This window comes from Paenibacillus sp. 453mf, from assembly GCF_900116105.1.
In the GTDB taxonomy this organism is placed as follows: domain Bacteria; phylum Bacillota; class Bacilli; order Paenibacillales; family Paenibacillaceae; genus Paenibacillus; species Paenibacillus provencensis.
Map to the genome: position 1 here is coordinate 2786295 of NZ_FPAC01000001.1, position 25071 is coordinate 2811365.

Genomic DNA, 25071 nt, shown 5'->3' on the forward strand with positions numbered 1-25071 from the left:
CTCCTTTTTATAATCAAGTAATCTGGTCTCTCACATGAAAGTCATGGTTGTCCCTTCACTAACATAAGATGAACAGTAGACAAGTCATGGAAGAGAGAGAAGGTGTCCTTGTAATATCATGTTACATTCTATCGTGTTCCCTCTAATATATGGATTAATCATTTTCTTCCTGGGCATGAAGCTGATGGAGGCCTCACTCTATAAACTCAGTGGCCCGCTGCTATTAAGCTCGCTGAATCGGGCCACCGCAACCCCGTTAAAAGGCATGCTGTTCAGCACAGGAATGACCGCTGTGCTGCAGAGCAGCACAGCGGTCACCGTACTGACCATCGGCCTCGTAAATGCGAATTTGCTAGGGTATGCCCGCACCCTCGGCATCATTCTGGGCAGCAATGTGGGGACTACGGTAACCACAGAGCTGCTCAGTCTGAAGATTGGCAAATACTCAGTTCCCATGCTGCTCTTCTTCATCAGCTGCTGGATCGTCTGTGTCATGCTCGGGGAATTAAAATATGTCATGCACAGCCGGCATTCGAAGGCCGTTCATACGGCAGGATATATCAGTTTCGCGGGAGCCGGATTCTCCATGGTTATGCTCGGCATCCTCATGATGCAGCGTATCGGGCCCGCCTTAGAGCAAGGCGGGGTATTCCCCTGGTTTGTTCAGCAAGCCAGCCACAGTGTATGGTGGGGCATGGCTGCTGGGGCATGCCTGACTGCGATTGTGCACAGCAGTGCTGCGGTTATCGGCATGGCCATCAGCCTTGCTGCCACCGGCGCCCTGCCTCCCGAAATCGGGATCGCCATTGTACTCGGCTCTAATGTCGGTACCTGTGTTACCGCTTGGATGGCCGCCATAGGAGGCAGCAAGGCAGGTCAATTCGTAGCATGGTCCCACATTATCCTTAATGTTGCAGGAGCTCTGCTGTTCGCCCCGCTTATCTCATTGCTCTATCAGGCGGCTGCCTTGTTCACAACCGAACCAGGCGCACAAATCGCACATGCGCAGACCATTTTTAATATCGTCTGTTCCTTACTGGCTCTCCCGTTATGCTATCTTAAAATTTGGAAGCGGCTGGAGCCTTAATCAGAGTTAAAGTTAAACCGCTTCTCTTCGTAGAAACTGAATTGCAAATTTAGATCTAAACTTGAATCCCGAGCTGCCTTAGGGCTCTTCGCAGTATCCTATCGTTGTTATCGTAGCCTTGATGCTGTTGTCTACTCCATGCCTCAAGGGGAGAATACCATTCGACCGCTTTAATTTCTTCGATCTGTGCTCTGTGCTTCCCGCCTACAGCTTCAACCAGATAGTAATGCACTTCTTTATTTACTTTGCCGTGTACAGCATGATAATAGGTATATTTTATAATGTCCACAGGTGCAACAATTCTTCCCTTAAGACCTGTTTCCTCTTCAATTTCACGAAGCGCCGTTTGTTCAACCGTTTCACCCGGCTCCATCTTGCCTTTTGGAAGAGATATTCTAGCATAGCGGTCCGTAATAAGCTGAACCTGAAGCTCATCACCCATATGCCGGAATACGACGCCGCCGGCGGAAATCTCTTTTCTTGCCATCTGAAACTTAGCACCTCTCCCTCTAACAACAAGGATTCCGAATTCTTTCCTCAGGGAACCTTAACCAATACCCCTCCAAAAGAAAACGAAATCCTTGTTCGTCTCCGTGATCCTATACTGTCCGTATTAACTTAGAGGGCAGCTTTTTGTGGCCCATTCTCCATCACCCGAACAAGCTGTCCTTCACTCGCGTGAAGTCCGGCCTTCGTCATCTTCACACGGCATACCTCACCAACGAGATGATCGGCGCCTTCAAATTCAAGCTGGATATAATTATCGCTATACCCATGAAGATGGCCCTCTGCTCGATCTCCTCTGCCTTCAGGTATAACCTCCAGAACTTGTCCAGCAAATTTCTCAGCATAGCTGAGCTTCATTTGATCTGACAACGCTAGGAGCTCTGTTACACGCTCGTTCTTCACTTCATCATCGACTTGATCCTCCATGCGTGCTGCTGGAGTCCCGGTCCGCTTGGAATAAGGGAAGACATGCATCTCTGAGAAATTAATGGCTTTCATAAGGTCATAGCCATTTCGGTACATCTCATGCGTTTCCCCAGGGAAGCCGACAATCACATCGGTTGTAATGGCCACATCCGGCATTGCTTGACGGATCAGTCCCATTTTATTATAGAACTGCTCGGTCGTATACTTGCGGCGCATCCGCTTAAGAACCGTATCATCTCCTGCTTGAAGCGGAATATGGAAGTGACGGCACATCTTCGAGGAACGGTTCAACACATCCAGCATCCGTTCATCAATTTGGCTTGCTTCAATGGAGCTGATGCGAATTCTCTCTAATCCATCCACTTTATCCAGATCCCACAGAAGACTCGACAAGTCATAGTTATCAAGATCATCGCCGTAGCCGCCGGTATGTATTCCGGTCAGGACAATCTCCTTGTAACCTGCCTCGACCAGCTGATGCGCTTGAGTAATAATGCTCTTCGAATCACGGCTGCGAGACAGTCCGCGCGCCCATGGAATAATACAGAAGGTACAAAAATTGTTACACCCGTCCTGAATTTTAAGAAAGGCACGCGTCCGATCGGCAAAGTCAGGTACATCCATCTCTTCAAATACGCGATTCTTCATTATATTGCGTACCGCATTTACCGGCTCGCGTGTCTCTTTGATCTGATTGACAAAAGGAATGATCTTGTCCCGATCCTGATTACCTACAACGAGATCGACACCAGGAATGTCCATAATTTCTGCCGGTGAAGTCTGTGCATAGCAGCCGGTTACTGCAACGATCGCATCCGGATTCTTGCGAACTGCACGCCGTATAATTTGACGGCTCTTCTTGTCTCCTGTATTCGTAACGGTACAGGTGTTGATCAGGTACACATCAGCGGTCTGTGAATCAAAGTCCACCTGCTCATATCCTTGTTCTTTAAATTGCTGCCAAATGGCTTCTGTATCGTAGAAGTTTACTTTACATCCCAAGGTGTAAAACGCCACGGATGGCATAATTACATTCCTCCCATTTCATCAGTTTCATATAAAATACAAGTCAAAGCGACCATGCCTGCTGTTTCGGCACGAAGAATACGTTTGCCAAGACCGACGGATCTCGCCCCTGCGGTCTCAGCCGCCTGTACCTCCCCTGTTGTAAATCCACCTTCCGGACCCACAACAACAAGTACAGAGGCACTCTCATCCGCAGACAATCCGGCTGCTAATGGCTTAATTACATCTCTCAGCTGCAAGCCGTCTTCTTTCTCATAGCAATAGCAAACGAGATCATAACTATCAAAAGAAGCTAGCAGCTCTTTCCATGACCTCGATTCATATACGGCCGGAATGCGATTGCGATGACTCTGTTCAGCAGCTTCCTTCGCTATTTTGCGCCACCGCTCCAGTCGTTTCCCCTCTTTTTTAGCGTCATATTGGACAATGGTACGTTCGGATAAAAAAGGAATAAAACCGACCGCACCGATTTCCGTACATTTTTGAATAACAAGCTCCATTTTGTCGCCCTTCGGCAAACTTTGTGCAATGCTTACCGATACTCGCGGTTCGTGATCCATAGGAAGCCACTCCACGACCTCTGCCTGCACCTGCGAAGCTTCTATGTGTGTGATCTGGACCATAGCCTCACGGGAAACTCCGTCACTCACAATGAGCTTATCCCCAGTCTTGCCCCGCATCACCTTGGTAATATGACGAGCATCATCTCCATGAATAATGGCTGTCTGTCCGTCGAATTGATCCTGTTCAATAAAATAACGCTGCATGGATCGATATGCCCCCTGCTTAACCAACTATCATTCTCAGAACTACACTTCTTTTAAATAGAAAATAACCACATAACATCTTACAACTTTTTACCGTCTCTGACTAGCCGCCAAGCAAGGTCATCACCATCTGGGCTATACCTATGTACCAGCTCATGGACAATTCATAAAGAGGAGTTATTGTCCACCGGTTCAGCGGAGTAATGACGATAATTAGAAATATAAGGATTGACCATTGCTCAAGTGACTGCAGCTTGATCCGAATACGAGTCGGCACAAGCTCCTCTACGATTCGGTATCCATCAAGTGGAGGCAGAGGAACGAGATTGAAGAAGAATAAGAAAAAGTTCGTTACATTAAAAATAGAAAAGAATGTCGAGATCGCAAATACAACACGCTGATTCTCAATAGAGTCCATGACTCCGAGCTGGATCATGGCTGCATAAGTAATCGTTCCGATCAGTGCGAGCACCAGGTTGCTTACAGGCCCTGCCGCAGAGACAACCACGCTCATCATCCGTCTGCGATCAAAATTATCCCGGTTTACCGGAATCGGCCTTGCCCAGCCAAAGCCGGCGATCACCAGCAGTAGCAGGCCGAAGAAGTCGAAATGCACCGCCGGATTCAAGGTCATTCTTCCCAGCATTTTCGCGGTGGGATCACCGAATTTATTGGCGAAGTAAGCATGAGCAAACTCATGCACTGTAAACGCAATAAGAATCGTCAGAATAAAAAAGGGCAGCTGGTCTAATGGATAAAAGAAAAATTGATCCATACTCATCCCTTATTTCCTCGAAACAATCGCTAGCCAGTCTTCGTCGCGTTGAATATCCATAATTTCGAAACCTGCTTCTCGCAGTGCTGTAAGGACAACTTCCTCTTTGTTCTTCCAGATGCCTGAAGCAATATACAGGCCGCCCGGCTGAAGTGCTTCATAAACATCATTAATAAAGAGAAGGATGACCTCTGCCAAAATATTCGCGACAACGATTTGAACTGGCATTGTGACACCAAGGGAACCGTCCTGCTTGTCCAAAATGGACAGAAGATCACTCTCGTATACCGTAATATGATTAGTAAGCCCATTTAGAGCACTATTCTCCCGCGCGCTAGACACCGCTACAGGATCAAGATCAAGTGCAAGCACGTGCTTTGCCCCAAGCTTCATGGCGCCGATGGCCAGAATACCCGAGCCTGTTCCTACATCAATGACCTCTTCGCCGCCCTGAACATATTTTTCCAGCGTACGAAGGCATAGAGAGGTAGTTGGATGCGTTCCTGTACCAAATGCCATCCCGGGATCAATTTCGATCAATTTCTCCGTTGCGCTTTCTGGTGTATACTCTTCCCAAGTCGGTTTGATCGTCAGCGTCTCAGATACTCTAAGCGGCTTAAAGTACTGCTTCCAAGCCGTAGCCCAGCTCTCTTCATCCACTTGCTTCACCGTAATTTCGGCCTTGCCTGCATCAATTCCATAACTTGCAAGCTCCTTGATTCGCGGCTTAATCTCAGCAATCACGGCATCCATATCCGTCGTATCCGCAAAATAGCCCTGGATAACGGCTTCGCCCTTAGGAATATCATTTAGAGGGTATTCGTACCATTCCCCATACTTTGTCGTTCTGATCTTGTCCTGTGTACCTGATTCTTCGATAGCTACTCCGCCCGCACCCGCTTCATGCAAGAAGTTCGAGATCATCTCTTGCGCTATTTCCGTTGTATGTATTGTTATTTCATTCCATATCATAATTTGCTGTTTCCTCCCCTGTATTCATACCCTCTATTGTACTATACAAACAATAGTGAGCACAAAGAACGAGAGAACTCCCATCCTTATTTCTCCACAGTTATTTCCATATTCCACTGATAATATAGTGCCCCTCCAACCAAAACCGTGCAAAAAAGCATCGGCGCCCTCTACCCGGGACTCCGATGCTTCCTTGTATTTACTCATATCTGTAATCATCCAGCTTTCTCGTCTGCCGCTCATCTGCCGCCTCACTACGGCGAAGCGCTTCAATATCCTCTTGATCAGCCTCTGCACTGCTGAATTCAACATCCTCATTCTTTGCTGAAGCGAGCTCACTGATCTTCTCCGATTTTTTTAATACTCTATCTTTTCTGCGGTTAGAAGACATTCTATATTCCTCCTCGGTTTCTGAATTAAATTAGACCACCGGATTCCTCAATGATCCGCAGCGCCTCATGATGCACGGATTCATCCACAACGACAGTCAGCAGAATGTCCTTGCCTGTCGGCCCTCCTGCGCCTCCATCACTCATACCGCTGGCAGATGGGTCGGCAGCTGCCAGTATTCCAGAGGATGCACTTGTAAAGGAACCATGTAACGTCGCAGAGGATAAACTGTCCATTGCACTGTTTAATATTGGCTCATTGCTTCCTTCGCCTGGATAGCGGCTGAAACGATCGATCGAAATACTCTCGAGCTTCAAGCTGCCCAGCTTGGCTGCAACCTTCTGTGCCTGCTCCGGGGAATTGAAATAAGCAAGGATGTTCTTATCCATAAGAAAACACCGCCTTTAGTCACTTCTCATTTAATGAAATCGATGCAGCTCCAGGCTGCTCTTCGAGCCTTAACATAGAATGCCGCAAATGGATGACAGCTATTCAGATGACCACGCAAAAAAAGGACTGCCCATGAACCATGGACAGCCCTTCTTGCATAGATCAGTCACCTCTAAATGCACGTTTAACCCGATCAAAGAACGATTGCTCGTGCTCATCCATCTGTTCTCCGCCGAGAGCGGCAAATTCCCGAAGCAGATCCTTCTGCTCATCGTTTAATTTGGTCGGTGTAACAACGACCACTTTAACATGCTGATCTCCCTGACCAGAGCCTCTCAAATGAGGAACACCTTTGCCTTTTAGACGGAAATAGGTTCCTGTCTGGGTACCCGCCGGGATTTTGAGCTTCACTTTCTCACGAAGCGTTGGGATCTCAATCTCATCACCGAGTGCTGCTTGTGCAAAATTAAGCGGCACTTCACAATAAATATCATTGCCTTCCCGGTCAAAGAAATCGTGAGATTTCACACGGATAACAATGAACAGGTCCCCTGAAGGTCCCCCGCGAAGTCCCCCTTCGCCTTCACCGCTCATACGCAGCTGTGCACCATCGTCCACTCCTGCAGGAATCCGAACATTGATCTTGCGCTGTTTACGGACTTTACCGCTTCCTTGACAAGTTCTGCACTTATCCTTGATGGACTTGCCTGAACCACCACAGTTGGAGCAGGCACGACGGTTAACCATACGGCCAAACGGGGTGTTCTGCACCACTTCTTCTTGCCCGCTGCCACGGCAGACAGAACAGGTTTCCGGATGAGTTCCTGGTTTCGCTCCTGAACCATGGCACGTATCACAGCTCTCTGTGCGAGGAATAGTAATATCCGTCTCTTTGCCAAATACCGCTTCCTTGAATTCAATCGTCATCGTATATTGAAGGTCATTCCCCCGCTGCGGAGCATTGGGATCGCGCCGACCTCCGCCACCGCCGAAGAACATATCGAAAATGTCGCCGAAGCCACCAAAATCCTGACCGCCAAAGCCGCCGCCCATTCCTTGGTTCGGATCCACATGACCATATTGATCATAGCGGGCACGCTTCTGTTCATCACTCAGAACGTCATAAGCCTCTTTAACCTCTTTAAATTTGGCTTCAGCATCTGCTTCTTTGTTAACGTCCGGATGATACTGCCGTGCAAGCTTACGGTAAGCCTTCTTGATTTCATCATCGCCGGCACTTTTGCCAACACCAAGCACCTCATAATAATCGCGCTTATCTGCCACTCTTCCACCCCCATAACTTTATAACAATACCGCATATACGTGACAAAAGGAAGGATCAAAGCGCGAAGAACTCCGGCTCTGACCTTCCCATGCTTGTCACTTGTAAGGCTTATAACTTCCTGTCATCCTTATAAAGGATTATTTATCTTTTTTGTCCTCGTCAACCACTTCGTAATCTGCATCTACGACGTTATCGCGTCCGCCTGCACTTGCACCTGCTGCGTCTCCGCCTTGTGCCTGTGCATCTTGTGCAGCCTGCTCATACAGTTTGACAGACAGCTGTTGAACGATTTCGGTAAGCTCTTCCGTAGCAGCCTTGATGTCTTCCACGTTGTCAGATTCCAGCGTTTTTTGCAATTTTTCTTTTGCAGCATTCGCTTTCTCTACTTCACCTGCATCTACTTTGTCGCCAAGATCCTTAACCGTCTTATCCACAGTGTAGATCAGCTGGTCAGCTGCATTTCTTACTTCAACAAGCTCTTTGCGTTTCTTGTCTTCCTCCGCATGCAGCTCTGCATCCTTCATCATTTTCTCGATCTCGTCTTCGCTCAAACCGCTTGAAGAAGTAATCGTGATTTTTTGGGATTTGTTTGTTCCTTTATCCGTTGCAGATACGTTAACGATACCGTTCGCATCGATGTCAAATGTAACTTCGATTTGCGGTACGCCGCGTGGAGCTGGAGGAATATCACCAAGCATGAAACGTCCGAGTGTTTTGTTGCCCGCAGCCATCTCGCGCTCCCCTTGCAGTACATGGATTTCAACGCTAGGCTGATTATCCGCGTAAGTAGAGAATACTTGAGACTTGCTTGTAGGAATCGTTGTATTGCGATCGATCATCTTCGTGAATACGCCGCCTGCAGTTTCAATACCCAGGGACAATGGCGTTACATCAAGAAGAACGACGTCTTTAACGTCACCAGTAAGGACACCGGCTTGAACTGCAGCACCCAGTGCTACCACTTCATCCGGGTTAACGCCCTTATGTGGTTCTTTGCCAGTCAATTTCTTAATCGCTTCCTGAACGGCAGGAATACGAGTAGAACCGCCGACCAGAACGATCTTGTCGATATCGTTAGCAGTCATACCTGCATCGCTAAGCGCTTGGCGAGTAGGACCCAGTGTGCGCTCTACCAGCTGAGCAGAGATCTCTTCAAATTTAGCACGAGTTAAGTTTACTTCCAAGTGCTGAGGCACGCCGTCAGCAACAGTGATAAACGGAAGAGAGATCGTCGTCGTCAGTACGCCGGACAATTCTTTTTTCGCTTTTTCCGCTGCATCTTTCAGACGCTGAACAGCAGCTTTGTCTTTGCTAAGGTCAATGCCTTGCTCTTTCTTGAATTCATTTACAAGGTAATCGATAATGACTTGGTCAAAATCGTCTCCACCGAGGCTGTTGTCCCCGCTTGTAGCTTTTACTTCGAAGAAGCCGTCGCCAAGCTCAAGGATGGATACGTCGAAAGTACCGCCCCCAAGGTCATACACGAGGATTGTTTGATCTTCGGATTTCTCAAGACCGTAAGCGAGAGCTGCTGCCGTCGGCTCGTTGACGATACGCAGCACTTCAAGGCCTGCAATTTTACCAGCATCCTTCGTTGCTTGACGCTGACTGTCATTGAAGTAAGCCGGAACTGTAATAACCGCTTGAGTTACGGTTTGTCCGAGATAAGCCTCTGCATCGGATTTCAGCTTTTGCAGAATCATTGCTGAAATTTCTTGAGCAGAATAATCCTTGCCATCAATGTTTTCTTTGTGGTTCGTACCCATATGACGTTTAATAGAAATAATGGTGCGGTCAGGGTTAGTAATTGCTTGGCGTTTTGCTGTTTCACCTACGATGCGCTCACCGTCTTTTTTGAAGCCGACTACGGAAGGGGTTGTACGCGCACCTTCCGGATTCGGAATAACCACTGCTTCGCCGCCTTCCATTACGGCAACGCAAGAGTTTGTAGTACCAAGGTCGATACCGATAACTTTACTCATGGAAAATATCCTCCTTCTTAATCTATACAAGGCAACACAAGGCCTGTTCTAAATTCATGTGATATCATGTAAAAAACGTAGTGTTACTTATGTTCGGAATTTTTACATAATTCGATTTATGCAAAATCCTTATATGTTACATACTTACCTTAACCATTGCAGGACGGAGTACCTTGTCTTTCAGCATGTACCCTTTCTGCACTTCTTCCACAACGACGCCTTCTTCATGCTCTTCGCTCTCGACCTGCATGATCGCTTGATGGAATTCAGGGTTAAACGCCTCGCCAACGGTTTGCATCGCTGTAAGACCTTCTGCCTGAAGCACGCTTTCCAGCTGACGGAAGATCATCCCTACGCCTTTGGCAAAGGAATCGGTTTCTGTGTTCGCCGGAGCTGTCGCAATTGCACGCTCGAAGTTATCAATAACAGGTACTAGCTCTGTAATCAGCTTTACCGATGCATATTTCGCTAGATCTTCCTTCTCCTTCTGAGTACGGCGACGGAAATTATCAAAATCAGCCTGGGCACGCAAGTAGCGCTTCTCATTCTCTTCAGCAAGTGCCTTCAGTCTGTCTAATTCTTGAGTAGAAGCATGAGGTTCAGCGGCAGCAGATTCCGTATCATTCACGGCTGCTTCCTGCGCTTCAGCGGACTCAGCCTGTGCAGCCTCGTTCACCATTTCCTCCTGCGGAGTGTTCTCTTCTGTATTCTCCATTGCTTGTTCATCTTTCAAGATGTTCACCTCCTTAAACAGAACTTATACTTTTCTTCCTGATCAGAACATTTCCTTACGTATCATTCAACATTCATAAGGTTCAGCCCTTTGTTGCATCTAGATTTCATTATTAAGCTTAAATTGCCCATCTTAAACTTTAACATGATCATTGTCCTTGATGGGCAGTGAATTATGTTACATGGGTAGGAATCTATTTATTTGTAACGATGTGTCAGCATCGTTGTCAGATTCTTGGACAGCATATTCAAAATATTGATCACTTTGGCATATTCCATCCTTGTCGGTCCTAAGATCCCAATCGTTCCTAATGCTTCCCCTTCAACCGAGTAGGAGGCAGTAATAAGACTGCAATTGGCAAAGGCCTCATGATCATTCTCTGTTCCGATCTTCACTTGGACACCCGTTCCTCCAATGGAGGGTGTCATAATCTTCATTATGGTCGATGTTTCTTCAAGCAAATCAAAAATATCCTTGACCTTGTCGACATCCTTGAATTCTGGCTGGGACAGCATATTCGTCGTACCGCTAAGATACAATCGATGATCCGGCTCCCCATCAAAAGCAGTATCCAATATTTTCATGAAAGCTTCGTACTCAGAGACATTTCGCTCCATTTCTCTCGCGACCTCTGAATATAGTCTCGCCTTCAGCTTATATAGAGGTACTCCTACAAGTCTCGTATTTAGTAGATTGACGACTCTCTCCATCTCAGACAACGAGACATTCGACGGTAAGCTTACCGTCTTATTCTCTACCTGACCAGTGCTCGTTACAATAATCGCCACTGCCATATTCTCTCCAAGCGGGAGCAGCTGAAAATGACGGAGCGACGTATGAAAAACTTCCGGTCCAAGCAGGATGGAAGTATAGTTCGTCATATGCGACAAAATGGTGGAGGTATGCTGTATGACCTGCTCCATCGCGTTTAATTTCTCAGCGAGCAGCCATCTGAGCTCCTTGAGCTCAGATGGCTCGGTAAACTTGAAAGGAACCAGATGGTCTACGTAATACCTGTAGCCCTTATGTGAAGGGATTCTGCCAGCCGATGTATGCGGCTGTTCCAAATATCCCATGTCCTCCAGGTCGGCCATCTCGTTACGAATCGTTGCCGGACTATAGCCGACATCACCTCTTTTCGAAATGCTGCGGGATCCAACGGGTTCAGCCGAACGGATATAATCATCAACAATAGCATTCAGTATCAGTCTTTGACGCTCGGTTAACATACGTGTCTCCCTCCCTAAAGATGTGATCATCATTAGCACTCACAACTAACGAGTGCTAACCAGTAATACAAAAATACCAAACTGACCTGAGCATTGTCAAGTCAGTTCAGTATCTTAAGAACTGCGATTTCATCACATGCATGCTGCTTGCTGCAGTTCACGCAATCGGTCCATACTTTTTCCGGAAAAATCTCTTTATTCACAATGGAGAATCCATTCTTCACAAAAAAGGATACCTCATAGGTTAATGCCATTACCTTCGGAATTTGCTGTTCTCTTGCCTCTTCTACGAGCTTGTCCAGAAGCAGCGACCCGATCCCTTGCCCTTTATGGCCATCGGATATGCCTAGAGACCGGATCTCGACCAGATCCTTGCCCAGCATGCATAAAGAACCGCATCCCACTACATTTCCGTCAACTTCTGCGACGACGAAGAGATCAATCTGCCTATACAGTACGTCTCGTGAACGAGGGAGCATAATCCCTCTCTCTGCATAACCCTTGATCATCTCGTACAATGTCTCGACATCCTCATGAGATGCCTTTCTGCAAACCGCAGCCATGACCGCCTCTCCTCCTATTCACGCCCTGACAAAAAGTAACATGTGTATAAATATACATCAGAGCGCATAAAAGTTCAAGGGATTATTTGACGGTCAATACACCAATAAATTCAGCAAAAACTTCGTTCCCGTACAGGACTCCCTGACTGCTCAAACGGTATCCGTCACCTGTGGCATCAAGGAGACCTGCATGCACCATTTTATGCAGCGGTCCAGAGAATATGTCTTCGATTGTTTCACCGAACTGTGCTTCAAAGCGGCTGCTCGATACCCCATCAAGCATACGCAGACCCACCATCATAAAGTCTTCCATCGCTTCTTCTCTTGTAATTTGAGCGGTTTCGAGTCTAGGAAGACCTTGTTCCGCTTTTTCTATATAAGGGTTCACACCTTTGACATTCATGTGACGTTCACGACCCACATATCCATGTGCTCCGGCTCCGAGTCCGTAATAATCTTCATTTCTCCAATACGTCATGTTATGACGGCTCTGCATTCCAGGCTTCGCGAAATTGCTGATCTCATATTGAACATATCCGGCATCCTTCATTCTCTGCATCAAATGCTTATACATCTGGAGCTCATGATCTTCATCCGGGAGAGGCAGCTGATTCTTCTGAAAAAGCGTATGGAAGAGGGTATTCTCTTCTACTTTCAATCCATAAATGGAGTAGTGAGGCAGATCGAGCTCAAGGGCTCTTGTCACACTCTCCGAGAGCATATCGACCGTCTGATTCGGTAGGCCAAACATCAAATCAATAGATAGATTGGTAAGACCCGCCTTGCGTGCATTTTCCAGACTGCGGTACACATCATCCGTATTATGAATACGGCCAATGCCTGTCAGCAGCTCATTCTGAAAAGCCTGTACGCCGAAGCTGACCCGGTTGACGCCTCCCTCTTTCATGACGGACAGCTTCTCCAGATCTGTTGTTCCGGGATTAGCCTCCATGGAGAATTCGATATCGTCTGCCCAGTCTGGGAAATAAGTCCGAACGGTTCTCAGAAAGTATTCCATCTCATCAGGCTTCAATACGGTTGGTGTTCCTCCACCAACAAAAATGGTCTTAATTTTACCTGGAGGTGTCTTCTTGACGGTGTACTCCATCTCCCGTTCCAGTGCTTCTAAATATTTCATTACCGGCTGATCCTTCAGCACATAGGAATTAAAATCGCAGTAGAAACATTTATTGGTACAAAAGGGAATATGAATATACACCGCTTCGGGTGCTTTGGTTATTAATTTCGGCATCTCTGCTGCCATGCGGGTATACCCCCTCTAATATAAGTTGTCTTGCAAAAAATATGCATGATCATTCATCGCTTACAAGAAGCCATTGTATCGTTAATGAAGAAAAAAGGAAAGCCGATACGGCTTCCCTTATTCTGTACATTAATTATCGTCAATCTTCAGTACCGCCATAAATGCTTCCTGCGGCACCTCTACATTACCTACCTGCTTCATCCGCTTCTTACCTTCTTTTTGCTTCTCTAGCAGCTTCCGCTTACGTGAGATGTCACCGCCGTAACATTTGGAGAGTACGTTCTTGCGCATCGCCTTAATCGTCTCGCGGGCAACAACCTTCGTACCGACAGAGGCCTGGATCGGCACCTCGAACATTTGTCTTGGAATAAGCTCGCGCAGCTTCTCACAAATAATCCGTCCGCGCTGATACGCACGCTCGCGGTGTACGATGAAGGAGAGTGCATCGACCTGCTCACCATTAAGCAGAATGTCCATCTTCACCAGATTTGAGTGGCGATAGCCGGAAATCTCATAGTCGTAAGATGCATAACCCTTGGTACTGGACTTGAGCTGATCAAAGAAGTCATATACGATCTCTGCAAGGGGGATATCATAAGTAATCGTTACCCGGTTGGAATCGATATATTCCATATTCAGATACTCTCCGCGCTTGCTCTGGCACAGCTCCATTACCGTTCCGACATAATCATTCGGGACGATAATGTCAGCTTTGACGTATGGCTCCTCTACGTTATCAATACGTCCAACCTCCGGATAGTTCGACGGGTTGTCAATTTCAAGAACTTCTCCGTTCGTTAGGTTAACGCGGTAAATAACGCTTGGCGCTGTGGTGATCAGCGGAATATTAAATTCACGTTCAATCCGCTCCTGAATGACATCCATGTGCAAGAGACCAAGGAATCCGCAGCGGAAGCCAAAGCCAAGCGCACTTGACGTCTCCGGCTCAAAGCTGAGCGAAGCATCGTTCAGCTGCAGCTTCTCAAGCGCCTCACGCAAGTCATTGTAATCTGACGTATCAATCGGATAGAGTCCGCAATATACCATTGGGTTAATCTTACGGTAACCAGGGAGCGGTTCCAGCGTCGGATTCTTCGCATCAGTAATCGTATCCCCGACCCGGGTGTCGCCAACATGCTTGATCCCAGCAACCACGAAGCCTACATCGCCGACGTTCAGCTCGTCCACAATTGTCATCCGCGGCATGAACGCACCAACCTCGATGACTTCAAATAATTTGTTTGTCGCCATCATCTTGATCTTCGACCCGGCTTTGATCTTCCCGTCGATGACACGAATGTATACAATAACTCCCTTATAAGGGTCATAATGCGAGTCAAAAATAAGCGCCTTCAGCGGATTATTCGGATCGCCGGTAGGTGCAGGCACACCTGTTACAACCTGCTCCAATATTTCTTTAATTCCGATGCCTGCTTTGGCGGAAGCAAGTACAGCTTCACTGGCATCAAGACCGATAACATCCTCAATCTCCTGCTTCACACGTACAGGATCTGCGCTTGGAAGATCGATTTTGTTAATAACCGGTAGAATCTCAAGATCGTTATCGAGTGCAAGGTAGACGTTCGCAAGCGTCTGAGCTTCAATGCCCTGCGCAGCATCCACCACCAGCAGCGCGCCTTCACAGGCCGCCAGACTACGGGATACCTCATACGTAAAATCGACGTGTCCCGGCGTATCGATCAGGTTCAGAATGTACTCTTCACCATTATCTGCCTTGTACGTCAAACGTACGGCCTGAAGCTTGATTGTAATCCCGCGCTCACGTTCCAGCTCCATTTGGTCGAGCACCTGCTCCTGCATCTCGCGTGATGTCAGCGCACCGGTATATTCCAGAATACGGTCTGCCAATGTAGACTTACCGTGGTCTATATGTGCAATGATACTGAAATTTCTAATTTTCTTTTGTCTTGCCTGAATGTCTGTCATGCCTTACCCCCACAAACAGCCTAATGTCAATCATCTCATTATAGCAGTTAGAGGTACAGCCTTCAATATTTGGATCAGCTATTCCGTTACACCGTTAAAAAGGGATACCACCCAGCGGATTCCGCTCTGCGATACCTGCTGGAGCAGACCTGCCGTTTTTTCGGCAAGGACATCGACGGCAGAAGCTTTAGCAGGCTCAGTGGCAAGTACATCCCGCGGGGTGATAATCTGAGGCTGTGCTTCAGGTAAGGAAGCAGATACAGTCTGCTCATAATCATTAGCCTCCACGGTCTGTTCCTGCCGCTGTCCCTGCTGTAATTGCTGCTGCACAGTTGCACCCTGACCTTGCTGTTGGCCCTCGAATGAGAATCCAGTTCCCGCGATTTGCATCCCCATCAGCATTCCCAGAATGAGCAGAATTGCAAATATAATCAGCCTTTTTCCAAATGCAGCCATTGTTCTTCCCCCAAATATCGAATTTGCTCCTTTGAGAGCCTATTTGTCTACCCTTTATTTGCTGATGAGGAATCGTCGGTGCTTGCCTTCTCCACATTCTGATCTTCCATGTACACTTCAGCAATAATATCCGCCAGGGCTTCCGATGTGCGCTTTAGTTCCTCTTCCGTGTTATCAATTCCGCCGATTTCAACCAGGATGCTGTTATCTGACAACGACTGGTTATACTCGCCGTTATTTCCTCCTCCGCCGTCCTTACCCCATACGCCTCTCGATACTCCGGGATACTTCTTCTCCATTTTCTTATGCAGCTGTGCGGCGTAAGCCTCATTTTTTTCCCAGTTTGGATTGTCATGGCCTATAATGAAGTACACTTTGGCATAAGTTACTCCATCAATCGCAGCTGTCGTCTTGCTCTTACGCTGAGAGTCGCGATGAATATCGATCAGATACGTCAGCTCGTCATTTTCCGCCATCGCTGCCTTCACGGTCTCTCTTGAATATTTATAGGAATAATTCCAGTTATAATCGTCCTGTGTGGTTACATAGTCTTCCTGTGCGTGAACAGTGCCTACACCCTGCTTCTCAAGCTGCTTGCTGACAAAAGAACCCACCCTGAACACATTGGCACTGGCTTTTCCGGACGAAGGATTCGTGCTGTCCGTGCCGAGCAGGGGATTATAGGCTTCATGTGGATGGGAATGATAGATGAGTACTGTTTTTTTAAGAGCTTCCTCCGGATCTGGCTCATCAATGACCTGGCCAGGCACCTCCGTAGGAGGATTTGCTTCTGCGGGTGGTTCCTCTTCCTTATTGCTCTCTGATGGATCAGAATCCGTCTCGTCATCCTTTCCTTGAACTGAAGAAGCGACAAAACCGGGGTCAGGCTGATAATCCTGTGGAGCTTCTGCCATCTCATTGCCTGAACCACTTCTCAATAGTACTGGCTTATTGCTTGCCATTCCGGGAACCTGACTTGCGATCAAACTCTTGGGATTCAGCGGATCTACACCTGTCAGCAGTTCAAACACAAATGATGTCACCTGTTCTGAAGTTAAAGTGGACTGCTGCTTGCCTTGGGCCAAATGTGGAATCTCCATACCAAGCACATCCATAAATATTCCGCTTGATATCGACCCGGCAAAGCCCTGCATGGAGGAGACCGGTGAAGTATTCAGCTTTCTCTCCGCCATCCCTGATAGACCAAGCAAAACAAAAAACAATGCAGACACCAGTATAAGCAGCAATAGTGCACGCCCTGTCGCCAAAATACGAAGAACACGTGCTCTCATTCTTGAAGCATTCCAGGTTTGGATCTTATTCATAATGTGTCTATTCCACCTCCGCGAGAGAATCAGCTTGATTCTTGTAATCTCTCATAATTCAAAACTATGAACTCTCACGAAGAAGTAGAACCATGAAAATAGCAAAAAAAAGAAGACCGATAGATTCGGCCTTCTTATGTGAGGTGGAAGTTTTGCTGGTATATCACTGTATAGCTGTGTTCAGCGCTGTTTAATGCGTATAGGACGCTACATTTTCCAGCTTCACGGCATCATGCAATGCTGCATTCAGGCCGCTTGCGATAATATTTGCGATATCTTCGATAAATTCGTCAATTTCCTTTGGCGTCACAATCAAATCATGTCCAAGCGGATCAAGCACTTCTTTTACCAGACCCAGTCTTTCCTGCTCGCTGATCTCATTCAACACCCCGAGAATCTGGCTGCCTGCCTCCGTTTGCTTGTTAAAGTGAGCCTGCATCAGTTCAAAAGTTGTGTTGACAATGGTTGAAGCGTAGCAGACGGTCGGTACACCGATGGCAATACAAGGCACGCCCATAATTTCCTTCGTAATCCCTTTGCGCTTATTCCCGATGCCGGAGCCTGGATGGATGCCAATATCGGCAACCTGTATTGTCGTGTTTACTCTTTCAAGCGATCGGGATGCCAGCGAATCTATGGCAATGATCAGGTCCGGCTTGGTAAGCTCCACAATTCCCTGGATCGTCTCACTGGATTCAATACCGGTAATGCCCAGAACACCCGGAGCTATGGCACTGACCTCGCGGTATCCAGGCGATACCTGATCTGGCATCAGCTCGAAGTATTGCCGTGTTACGAGCGTATTTTCTACAACAAGAGGTCCCAAGGAATCGGGTGTCACATTCCAGTTTCCTAATCCAACGATAAACACCTTCGATTGTTTGTTAATGCCAATCTTGGCGATGAAATCTTCCATCTCTTTGGTAAATACAGCAGTAACCTGCTCTTGAAGAGTCGTGTCGCCATTCCGAAGCTTGGGTACTTCAAGGGTCACATAATGTCCCATAATCCGTCCCAAGCGCTGCGCTCCTTGTTCATTCAATACATCAAGCCTAGTCACTTTTACGTCACCTAACTGCTCCACGTCCTCCTGGATGCCGGAGATCTCTTGTACCCCGGCAAGCTCGCGGGCTTCGATGGCAAGATCGGTGCGTACGGCATACTTTTGCAGATCTAGTGTCATGCTGTGTAGTTCCTCCCTCAGTAAGTAACAAGTTTATCGTAGTGTGCGCCGAACAAGACCTTTTTTATGCAAAACTGCCAGCTGATCCTCTATTTTCACAAGAACATCACATATGTTATTGTTGCTTTTTGAGGGTGCTCATGCTAGAATATTTTAAGTTGTGAAACGTTTTGTATTTCATAAGTATTGCCTTAACAGGAGGTGAATGTAATGCCAAACATCAAATCCGCTGTGAAACGCGTTAAAACTAACGATAAACGTCGTGCGCTGAACGCTTCCCAGAAGTCCGCACTGCGTACAGTTGTTAAAGCTGCTGACCAAGCGCTGACTACGAACGAAGTTGAAACAGCTAAAGCTGCGATTCAAGCTGCTTCCAAAAAATTGGACAAAGCTGCATCTAAAGGTCTTGTTCATAAAAATGCTGCAGCCCGTAAAAAATCCCGCTTGGCTAAAAAATTGAACGCTCTTACTGCTAACGCATAAGATTGCGTTTCTTATAATGACTAAGCAAAAATCCTGACCAGCCCAGCTGATCAGGATTTTTTAGTTCTATTTTTTATTTCAGGTTATTATTTAAACCGCAAGGCTGCACTATTCTCCCCAGTTAGAAACCAGGCTTCAAGCTTCGCCGCTGAGCTGCCAGGTAATTCCGTACTTGTCACGAACCATGCCGTACAGGGGACTGAAGAAGGTGGACTGCAGTTCCATCAGCACTTTCCCTCCGTCATCAGCCAGTCCTTCGTAGATCCCCTTCAGCCGATCGAGCTCCGAGGTTGTAATGGCAATGGTGACCTGATCACCTAAGGTAAAAGGCTGTCCATACATTGAATCAGAGAACAAGATTTTGTTGCCGTCCATCTCCAGCGCTCCATGCAATACCCGATTCTTCAAATGCTCCGGCATGGGCTCAGGTGAATCAGGAAGCTCACCATACGTCTGTATACCCAAATTCTTCGCCTGCAGTACCTTCTCATAAAAAGGAATTGCTTCATCACACTGTCCATCCAAATAAATATACGGTGATATAGCCATTGACATTGTTCAGCCTCATTCCGTAACAAGAGTATAGGCAAAAGACATATGCACCTATCGACCCAATTATATCCAAATTATGGAGTGGAATCTACCAGATTAGGCACCTAACTTCAGCAGGAACAATTCGAGGCCAAGCACCTTATCAATGGCTCCCGTTTTCATTTGGTAATCAAGCTCTGCCAGATGCTTCAGAATGACGCGCAGCCGATCCGCCTGAAATTTCTTCGACTGCTCCCCGGCAATCTTGACCGCATAGGGATGAAGGCCCAGTTGACTGGCAATTTGCTGCTGGGAATAGCTCTGGGAAGCCAGCTCTTTCACCTGCAGTATAATGCGGAACTGCCTGGCGATCAGCGCCATAATCTTGATTGGTTCTTCCTTCTGCTTCAATAATTCGTAGAAGATTTCAAGTGCATTGCTCAGCCTTAAGCGAGCGATTTCCTCAATCATGGCAAATATATTCTGTTCGGTGTTTCTTGCTACCATTGCCTCAACGTCAGAGACCGTTACCGTTCCACCCGAACCTGCATAGAGACACAGCTTATCTACTTCAGCAGATAAGGTCTGCAGGCTTGTCCCTGCTCTCGATACAAGCGCATCTGCTGCAGGCTTCTCGAGCACTACTTTCTGAGATTCGGCCTTTTTCACAATCCAGCTGATCAATTCATCTCCTTGCAGTGCTCCAAAGGACAATACCGTCGCTTGGCTTTTCATCGTTTTTACGATCTTCTTGCGTTCATCCAGCTTCTCGCCCTGGACCATAAATATAAGTACACTGTATTCAGCCGGATTGTCCAGATAGGACGTCAGCGACTCCATTCGATGCTCAATCTTAGAATTATCTTTGCCTGCTGTAAACAGCTGATGATCCCGAATAAAGATTAGCTTCCGAGGCACCAAAAAAGGAACCGTCTCCGCTTCCTCGATCACTTGTTCAATAGGCGTATCGGCTGTATCATATGTTGCTATCGCAAAGTCACGATGAGCTTCTTCAATCAGCTGCTCCTTCATTAAATCTGCAAACTGCTTCATCTGGTATTTCTCTGTTCCATACAGCAGATAGACACTAGCCGGACTACCCCCACGAATTGCTTTTACTGCTGCCTTTACATCACTCACGAACACACCTCCATCCCTACTATCCTAACAGAAAAAAAGAAAGACAACAAAGGGACCTTTCCGTCTGTCCTAACAGGCGGCAGGTCCCTATTGTTCAAGCATCTATATAAACACCGGAGATCCGAAGACTGGCTCTAGAAACCATTCGGCCGGCGGTCATACGACGCCTTCCATAACTTAATCGACTCATCATAAACGATGAATCATCATATACTTATTCAGATGCTGCTCAAATGGTGTGGGCCAAGTCTTATTTATTCGATTCAGCATTCTCTGTATTTTTGCTAGAGCTTGGTGTGCTGCTATTTTGTGTTGATGTCGGAGCTGTGGTGCTGCCGTCCGACTTCACAGGTACAGCATAGCTATGCTGCGTCGTTTTCCCTTCATTCTCTAGTTCATAGCTATACTTCAAACTATCCTCAGACCAGTTTCCTTTAATCCAAGTTCCCTTTAACTCAATGGCTTGTAATAGCTTCTTCTCTTCCTTATTTGCTCCATCCAGCTGATATACGTTAAGCTTCGCATCCTTAACTTCGACCAGGTACTTACCGTCAGGCGAGAGCCAATTCGGAGAAATCGTCATGACCATCCCTGGAAGGTCCATGCTTCTGAAGCCCTGGCTCTGAATCTGTGATTCATCTCCTGTACCTGGAAGCTCGCTTGCTCCTGGTGCACTGCTCGTTTCTGAAGAAGAATTCGACTGAATACTGAACGTTCCAGTGTCCGTTGAGCCCTGCTCACCAGCAGAGTTCTGCCCACTGGTATCGTTTTGCCCTTCAGCATTATTCTCTGCACCCTGCACATTCCCCGTTTGGTTGCCTGTGTTAGGCTGTGAAGATGATGAGCTGCTTGAGCTCGGGGCCGGTGTTTGATCCGTAGAAGACTTCGACGGTGATTCCGATTTATCTTCTCCATTACCATTCCGAGTGCCCTTACCAGAGTCAGCGGCAGAAGAAGACGGCTTCTCCGGATTATTCTGAGCAGATGTGTTGGGTTCAGCACGGTTGGTATAAGAAACAGGGGGGTCCGTGACCTGAGCGTTGTCGTTCCCTGCATTCGATTGTGACGGCACTTCTTCCGTTGGAGCTGTATCCGCCTTATTAGATCCAGTCTCGCCCGTGTCAGTGCCTGCTGCCTCAGTCTCCTCAGCGGCGGCTTCCTTCGGCTTCTCACTTGCATCCGCTTCTTCCGATTGAGAAGCGTGGCCCCCACTGCCGCTTGCAGGATCTGATTCCTGCTCCGTTTCACGCATCAGATGCGAGTCCACTTCGGCCTGATCCAATTGCTGTGGTTCATAATTATATACGGCAACACCGAGAATAACCGCTGCTGCTGCAGTACCCATGATCATACGGCCAACACGGGATTTCATCCATCCCTTAGAAGCTTTGGTCGAAGGACGACCAGGTAATACAGTGAGTTCAGGCTCCTTCTTCATCTCTTGAAGAGTACTTCCCTGTTCTTTTTTAGCACGATCTAACGCATCCAGCTGCGGCATAATTCGATCTACCAAGCTGAATGGCGGGGCTACGTCAGGTAATGCTTCTAAATCCCGCGACAATGCTTTTAATATTTGAAATTTCTCGGAACAGCTTGGACAAGTCTTCATATGCACAAAAAGCTGCTCTTTTTCCTTATCGTTCAGATCATTATCGATATATCGGTGCATGCTTTCCACCACCTCTTGGCATTTCATCTACGTTACACCACCTTTCTGATACTCCTGTAATAGATTCTGCAATTGCTGCCTGGCTCTAAACAAATAGGATTTCACCGTGTTTAACGGCAAGTCGAGACAATCGGCAATCTCATTATAAGAGAGATCCTGCAAATATCTTAATACGATCACGGCCCTGTGATGCTCGGATAGCTGATTAATTGCGGACTGGACATCCTTCGTTACATAAGTCAGCATGACTTCATGCTCGACATCCTGCCGATCTTCAAATATCATTTCATGCTCATCAATAGAAACGGTCGGTTTGGTTCTTCTAAATTTATCTATACAAATATTGGTAACTATACGCTGAACCCAGGTTTTGAACTGTGCTTTTTCTTCATACGAATCGATCTTGGTGTAAATGCGAATGAGCGCTTCTTGGGCAGCGTCTAGTGCATCCTGCTCATTATTTAAAATGTAGTATGCCGTTTTGTAGACGTGCTGTTCGATTTGTTGCAATAGGGTAATTAAAGCGTCGCGATCGCCTGATTGAGCGGCTCTGATGAGTTCCTGCTCTACCACAAAGGATCCCCCTCTCCTTGTATCTTTACAGACGCAAGTTATGCTCCATTTGTTGCATACATGCGTGATTAATACTCATCTAATTGTTAATACAGAATTTATGTTGGACCGAGTTATGCAAATCCTTATATAGAAAATATAGGTTTTTAAAATAAAAGCTTCCTCTACAATATCAAAATTCTGGAACATCGTCATCCAAATTTACCTAGTTCATTCATTTATATTGTTTGCAGAAGTCATTAGTTCCAAGGTTTGGGATGATAATGGGTATATTTACACTTCACGAAGGAAAACAGGAACCTTTATTCCCTCGCGTCTAAGTTCACACTACTCATTCTGAAGCATTAAAGACATGGAAGAAGTGCTCCCTCCTTAGTGCTTCCTTCGTGTCTCTATCCTTCAGGAAAAATATGTTTTTGCATGTCAGAAAGGGATAAATATAATATATCTATCGTTTGAATCAAAGCTTTTTGATAAGTCACAAAATTGATTAATTGAAAGAAACATATATAAGATAATCGCGTCTAACCTAGAGGTACAAAACGGAAGCTTGGAGGATATTCAGCATGAAGATCATTTACTCATTACTTGGAAGTATAGTTACTGCTCTAGCACTCTATTTATGTGTATATCAATTGATGGACGTATTCTACTATAACTCGCAGCCTGATGCAGGTCCCGGCAGCTTCCCGGGTCTATCGGCAACACTTGCCGGTATTTACTTATTCCCGGCAGTTACTCTTGTTATCTTTATTTTGTTTCTGTTCGTGTATAACAAGATGAATGTAAGAGGGATCGTATTTGGAGGTATAGCAGGTTTATGGCTTTACTCTCTGCTGATGACACTTGCTCCATCGCAAGTAATTAAGTACCTGCCTATTATTGCGATCATAGCGGGGTTCATTCTTATCAAACCTAGGATGTCCGACCGTGTTCTAAACTGGACACTACTGGGCGCCGCTTGCGGCTGGCTTGTGACTTATCTGATCATTATTGGAGGACGTGCATTTCAAAATACACACACCTCGTATTTTAACTTCAGTCCATCACAGCAAATTGTCGTGCTGGCTGGTATTTTAGTGCTTGGTATTGTCGGATGGCTGATCGGGATCAAAAAAAGCAGGGTTCAAACTAGATACTAATTCAAAGGCTGGTCTCATTTGAGTCCAGCTTTATCCGGCTTATAAATCCAAATTCTACTCGTGTTCCTGCTTCTGTATAATCTTTGATTTCTGCGATACGAAACTCTCCTTTTTCAGCCTTTTAGACAGCTCGTTTTCCCCACAAAAAAACGAACAGAAAACTAATGCGTTGTCTATTCGTCGTTAACATTGAACTATTCAATTATACCAAAGTCTAAAGTACACATAAGACTGAATGAAAGTCCGGCAACCTGTCCCTCCTATCAGCCTTCACTGATTGTAATTCCAGCAAGCAGTTCGTCCCAGGTCGTCTGGTCATTCATGTCGGGAGGAACATTCAGGGAACAGACCCGATCCAAATTCCATCCGGCATCAGTAATGCCATATTGACCCTTTACCGGATTCAATACCAATATGTGAAAATCACCCGGAGTCATCTGGGACAAAATGGCGCGTAATTGATGAGTCTCCTCATAGCTCGCGGACCATCGGATAAATAAGGTAAAAGAGCTGCGGGCTAGCTTGTCATAGAAACGCTGAATTCGCCTTTGCAGCTTCTCTTTATATTCCGGATAGACCACTGACCAATGCTGACCGGGAACAAGGGGAAAGTCATGTACGGAAATGATGTTATACAATGTATCCTTGATCATATAGGACTCCACAAGTCCTCCACGATCATGGAACACTGGACTTCCGTCATCCAGCATAATATGGGTATCTTCCAAGACTTGCAGATGGTTCAGCTCCATGAAGCCTTGAAATCGGTACTGCAGCAGTCTGTTCACATCGGATAGCTTCGTGGATATCATCCAGTCGAGCGGCAAGGATATTCTCCTCAGGTTATGCGTTGCTCTTATAATATGGAAGAGAGGGAGTGACTTTTTCAAGAAAAAGGGTGGAGGAACTTGAGCGTACAGGAACTGAAAAAGAATTATGATCTCATCGTAAGTTTAGGTATTTCCTGTGCGCCTGCAATTCAGTTGAGACGCCGGCTCATACTCAGCTGCTCAGCAAGGTCGTTCTCGGAGAGCAGGGTTCCTGGCAGATACTCTGCAAATATGATTCGGCGGCGCAATTCCTGATATGCTCTTGATTCTAGCGTAGGGGGAGACATTTCCTCACAGTTCCTTTGCTTTATTTATTTTATGTTAGCAAATAGACCATTTTTGAAAAGAGCAGACGGTTTGGCTAATATTACATTACAGCTTTCTGTTTATACTTCA

The 25071-nt window shown here is 46.5% G+C and carries 26 protein-coding genes; 3 read left to right on the plus strand and 23 right to left on the minus strand.

Features of this window, described 5'->3' with window-relative positions:
• Positions 1-118: 118 nt before the first annotated feature.
• Positions 119-1087, plus strand: coding sequence for a Na/Pi cotransporter family protein (locus tag BM415_RS13205; protein ID WP_091158636.1), 969 nt, complete (start codon positions 119-121; stop codon positions 1085-1087).
• 55 nt (positions 1088-1142) lie between these two features.
• Here BM415_RS13205 and BM415_RS13210 read toward each other — a convergent pair whose 3' ends face one another.
• The 17 genes from BM415_RS13210 to gpr form a co-directional block, all read right to left on the minus strand.
• Positions 1143-1574 carry an NUDIX hydrolase gene (locus tag BM415_RS13210; RefSeq protein ID WP_091158638.1) on the minus strand — a complete coding sequence of 144 codons (432 nt, stop codon included), beginning with the start codon at positions 1572-1574 and terminating at the stop codon, positions 1143-1145.
• Positions 1575-1705: 131 nt separating this feature from the next.
• Entirely contained in the window at positions 1706-3046 is a 1341-nt protein-coding gene (gene mtaB / locus BM415_RS13215; protein ID WP_091158639.1) for a tRNA (N(6)-L-threonylcarbamoyladenosine(37)-C(2))-methylthiotransferase MtaB, read from the minus strand.
• Positions 3047-3048: 2 nt separating this feature from the next.
• Positions 3049-3813 carry an RsmE family RNA methyltransferase gene (locus BM415_RS13220; protein WP_091158641.1) on the minus strand — a complete coding sequence of 255 codons (765 nt, stop codon included), beginning with the start codon at positions 3811-3813 and terminating at the stop codon, positions 3049-3051.
• A gap of 103 nt (positions 3814-3916) precedes the next feature.
• The gene (locus tag BM415_RS13225) at positions 3917-4594 is read right to left on the minus strand and encodes a site-2 protease family protein (RefSeq protein WP_091158642.1); all 678 of its coding nucleotides are present in this window, start codon (positions 4592-4594) and stop codon (positions 3917-3919) included.
• A 3-nt stretch (positions 4595-4597) separates the two neighbouring features.
• A complete protein-coding gene (gene prmA / locus BM415_RS13230) occupies positions 4598-5560 on the minus strand; it encodes a 50S ribosomal protein L11 methyltransferase (RefSeq protein WP_091158644.1) in 963 nt (320 codons plus the stop codon).
• A 199-nt stretch (positions 5561-5759) separates the two neighbouring features.
• Positions 5760-5951: a YfhD family protein gene (locus tag BM415_RS13235; protein ID WP_091158646.1), complete on the minus strand. Its 192-nt coding sequence runs from the start codon at positions 5949-5951 to the stop codon at positions 5760-5762.
• 25 nt (positions 5952-5976) lie between these two features.
• Positions 5977-6339: a hypothetical protein gene (locus BM415_RS13240; protein WP_091158647.1), complete on the minus strand. Its 363-nt coding sequence runs from the start codon at positions 6337-6339 to the stop codon at positions 5977-5979.
• Between the two features lie 163 nt (positions 6340-6502).
• Positions 6503-7624 (minus strand): molecular chaperone DnaJ, encoded by a 1122-nt coding sequence (gene dnaJ, locus BM415_RS13245; protein WP_091158649.1) that lies wholly within the window; start codon positions 7622-7624, stop codon positions 6503-6505.
• A 138-nt stretch (positions 7625-7762) separates the two neighbouring features.
• Positions 7763-9607, minus strand: a complete 1845-nt coding sequence (dnaK, locus tag BM415_RS13250; RefSeq protein ID WP_091158650.1) for a molecular chaperone DnaK — start codon at positions 9605-9607, stop codon at positions 7763-7765.
• A gap of 136 nt (positions 9608-9743) precedes the next feature.
• The gene (gene grpE / locus BM415_RS13255) at positions 9744-10322 is read right to left on the minus strand and encodes a nucleotide exchange factor GrpE (protein ID WP_091159254.1); all 579 of its coding nucleotides are present in this window, start codon (positions 10320-10322) and stop codon (positions 9744-9746) included.
• A 215-nt stretch (positions 10323-10537) separates the two neighbouring features.
• Entirely contained in the window at positions 10538-11569 is a 1032-nt protein-coding gene (gene hrcA, locus BM415_RS13260; protein ID WP_091158652.1) for a heat-inducible transcriptional repressor HrcA, read from the minus strand.
• Between the two features lie 101 nt (positions 11570-11670).
• Entirely contained in the window at positions 11671-12132 is a 462-nt protein-coding gene (locus BM415_RS13265) for an N-acetyltransferase (RefSeq protein ID WP_091158653.1), read from the minus strand.
• A gap of 82 nt (positions 12133-12214) precedes the next feature.
• The gene (gene hemW, locus BM415_RS13270) at positions 12215-13396 is read right to left on the minus strand and encodes a radical SAM family heme chaperone HemW (protein ID WP_091158655.1); all 1182 of its coding nucleotides are present in this window, start codon (positions 13394-13396) and stop codon (positions 12215-12217) included.
• A gap of 129 nt (positions 13397-13525) precedes the next feature.
• Positions 13526-15343 (minus strand): translation elongation factor 4, encoded by a 1818-nt coding sequence (gene lepA, locus BM415_RS13275; RefSeq protein ID WP_091158657.1) that lies wholly within the window; start codon positions 15341-15343, stop codon positions 13526-13528.
• Positions 15344-15421: 78 nt separating this feature from the next.
• Positions 15422-15799, minus strand: a complete 378-nt coding sequence (locus tag BM415_RS13280; RefSeq protein WP_091158659.1) for a DUF3679 domain-containing protein — start codon at positions 15797-15799, stop codon at positions 15422-15424.
• Between the two features lie 47 nt (positions 15800-15846).
• On the minus strand, positions 15847-17124 hold the full coding sequence (locus BM415_RS13285; RefSeq protein ID WP_091158661.1) for a stage II sporulation protein P: 1278 nt from the start codon (positions 17122-17124) through the stop codon (positions 15847-15849).
• A 190-nt stretch (positions 17125-17314) separates the two neighbouring features.
• A complete protein-coding gene (gene gpr, locus BM415_RS13290; protein WP_091158662.1) occupies positions 17315-18307 on the minus strand; it encodes a GPR endopeptidase in 993 nt (330 codons plus the stop codon).
• Between the two features lie 210 nt (positions 18308-18517).
• Here gpr and rpsT point away from each other — a divergent pair, with 210 nt between their 5' ends.
• Positions 18518-18790, plus strand: coding sequence for a 30S ribosomal protein S20 (gene rpsT, locus BM415_RS13295; protein WP_091158664.1), 273 nt, complete (start codon positions 18518-18520; stop codon positions 18788-18790).
• A gap of 135 nt (positions 18791-18925) precedes the next feature.
• Here rpsT and BM415_RS13300 read toward each other — a convergent pair whose 3' ends face one another.
• From BM415_RS13300 to BM415_RS13315, 4 genes are all read right to left on the minus strand, one after another.
• Entirely contained in the window at positions 18926-19345 is a 420-nt protein-coding gene (locus tag BM415_RS13300; RefSeq protein ID WP_244533228.1) for a VOC family protein, read from the minus strand.
• A 93-nt stretch (positions 19346-19438) separates the two neighbouring features.
• Complete coding sequence (gene holA, locus BM415_RS13305) at positions 19439-20461, minus strand: DNA polymerase III subunit delta (protein ID WP_091158665.1); 1023 nt, start codon at positions 20459-20461, stop codon at positions 19439-19441.
• 250 nt (positions 20462-20711) lie between these two features.
• On the minus strand, positions 20712-22157 hold the full coding sequence (locus tag BM415_RS13310; RefSeq protein WP_091158667.1) for an anti-sigma factor: 1446 nt from the start codon (positions 22155-22157) through the stop codon (positions 20712-20714).
• Entirely contained in the window at positions 22158-22703 is a 546-nt protein-coding gene (locus tag BM415_RS13315) for an RNA polymerase sigma factor (RefSeq protein WP_091158668.1), read from the minus strand. It abuts the gene before it with no gap.
• A gap of 566 nt (positions 22704-23269) precedes the next feature.
• Here BM415_RS13315 and BM415_RS13320 point away from each other — a divergent pair.
• Entirely contained in the window at positions 23270-23845 is a 576-nt protein-coding gene (locus BM415_RS13320) for a hypothetical protein (protein ID WP_091158670.1), read from the plus strand.
• 263 nt (positions 23846-24108) lie between these two features.
• Here the strand turns inward: BM415_RS13320 and BM415_RS13325 are convergent, their stop codons facing one another.
• Both BM415_RS13325 and BM415_RS13330 read right to left on the minus strand, forming a co-directional pair.
• Entirely contained in the window at positions 24109-24735 is a 627-nt protein-coding gene (locus BM415_RS13325) for a DUF1796 family putative cysteine peptidase (protein ID WP_280142861.1), read from the minus strand.
• Positions 24736-24824: 89 nt separating this feature from the next.
• A complete protein-coding gene (locus tag BM415_RS13330) occupies positions 24825-24962 on the minus strand; it encodes a GntR family transcriptional regulator (RefSeq protein ID WP_091158671.1) in 138 nt (45 codons plus the stop codon).
• Between the last annotated feature and the right edge of the window lie 109 nt (positions 24963-25071).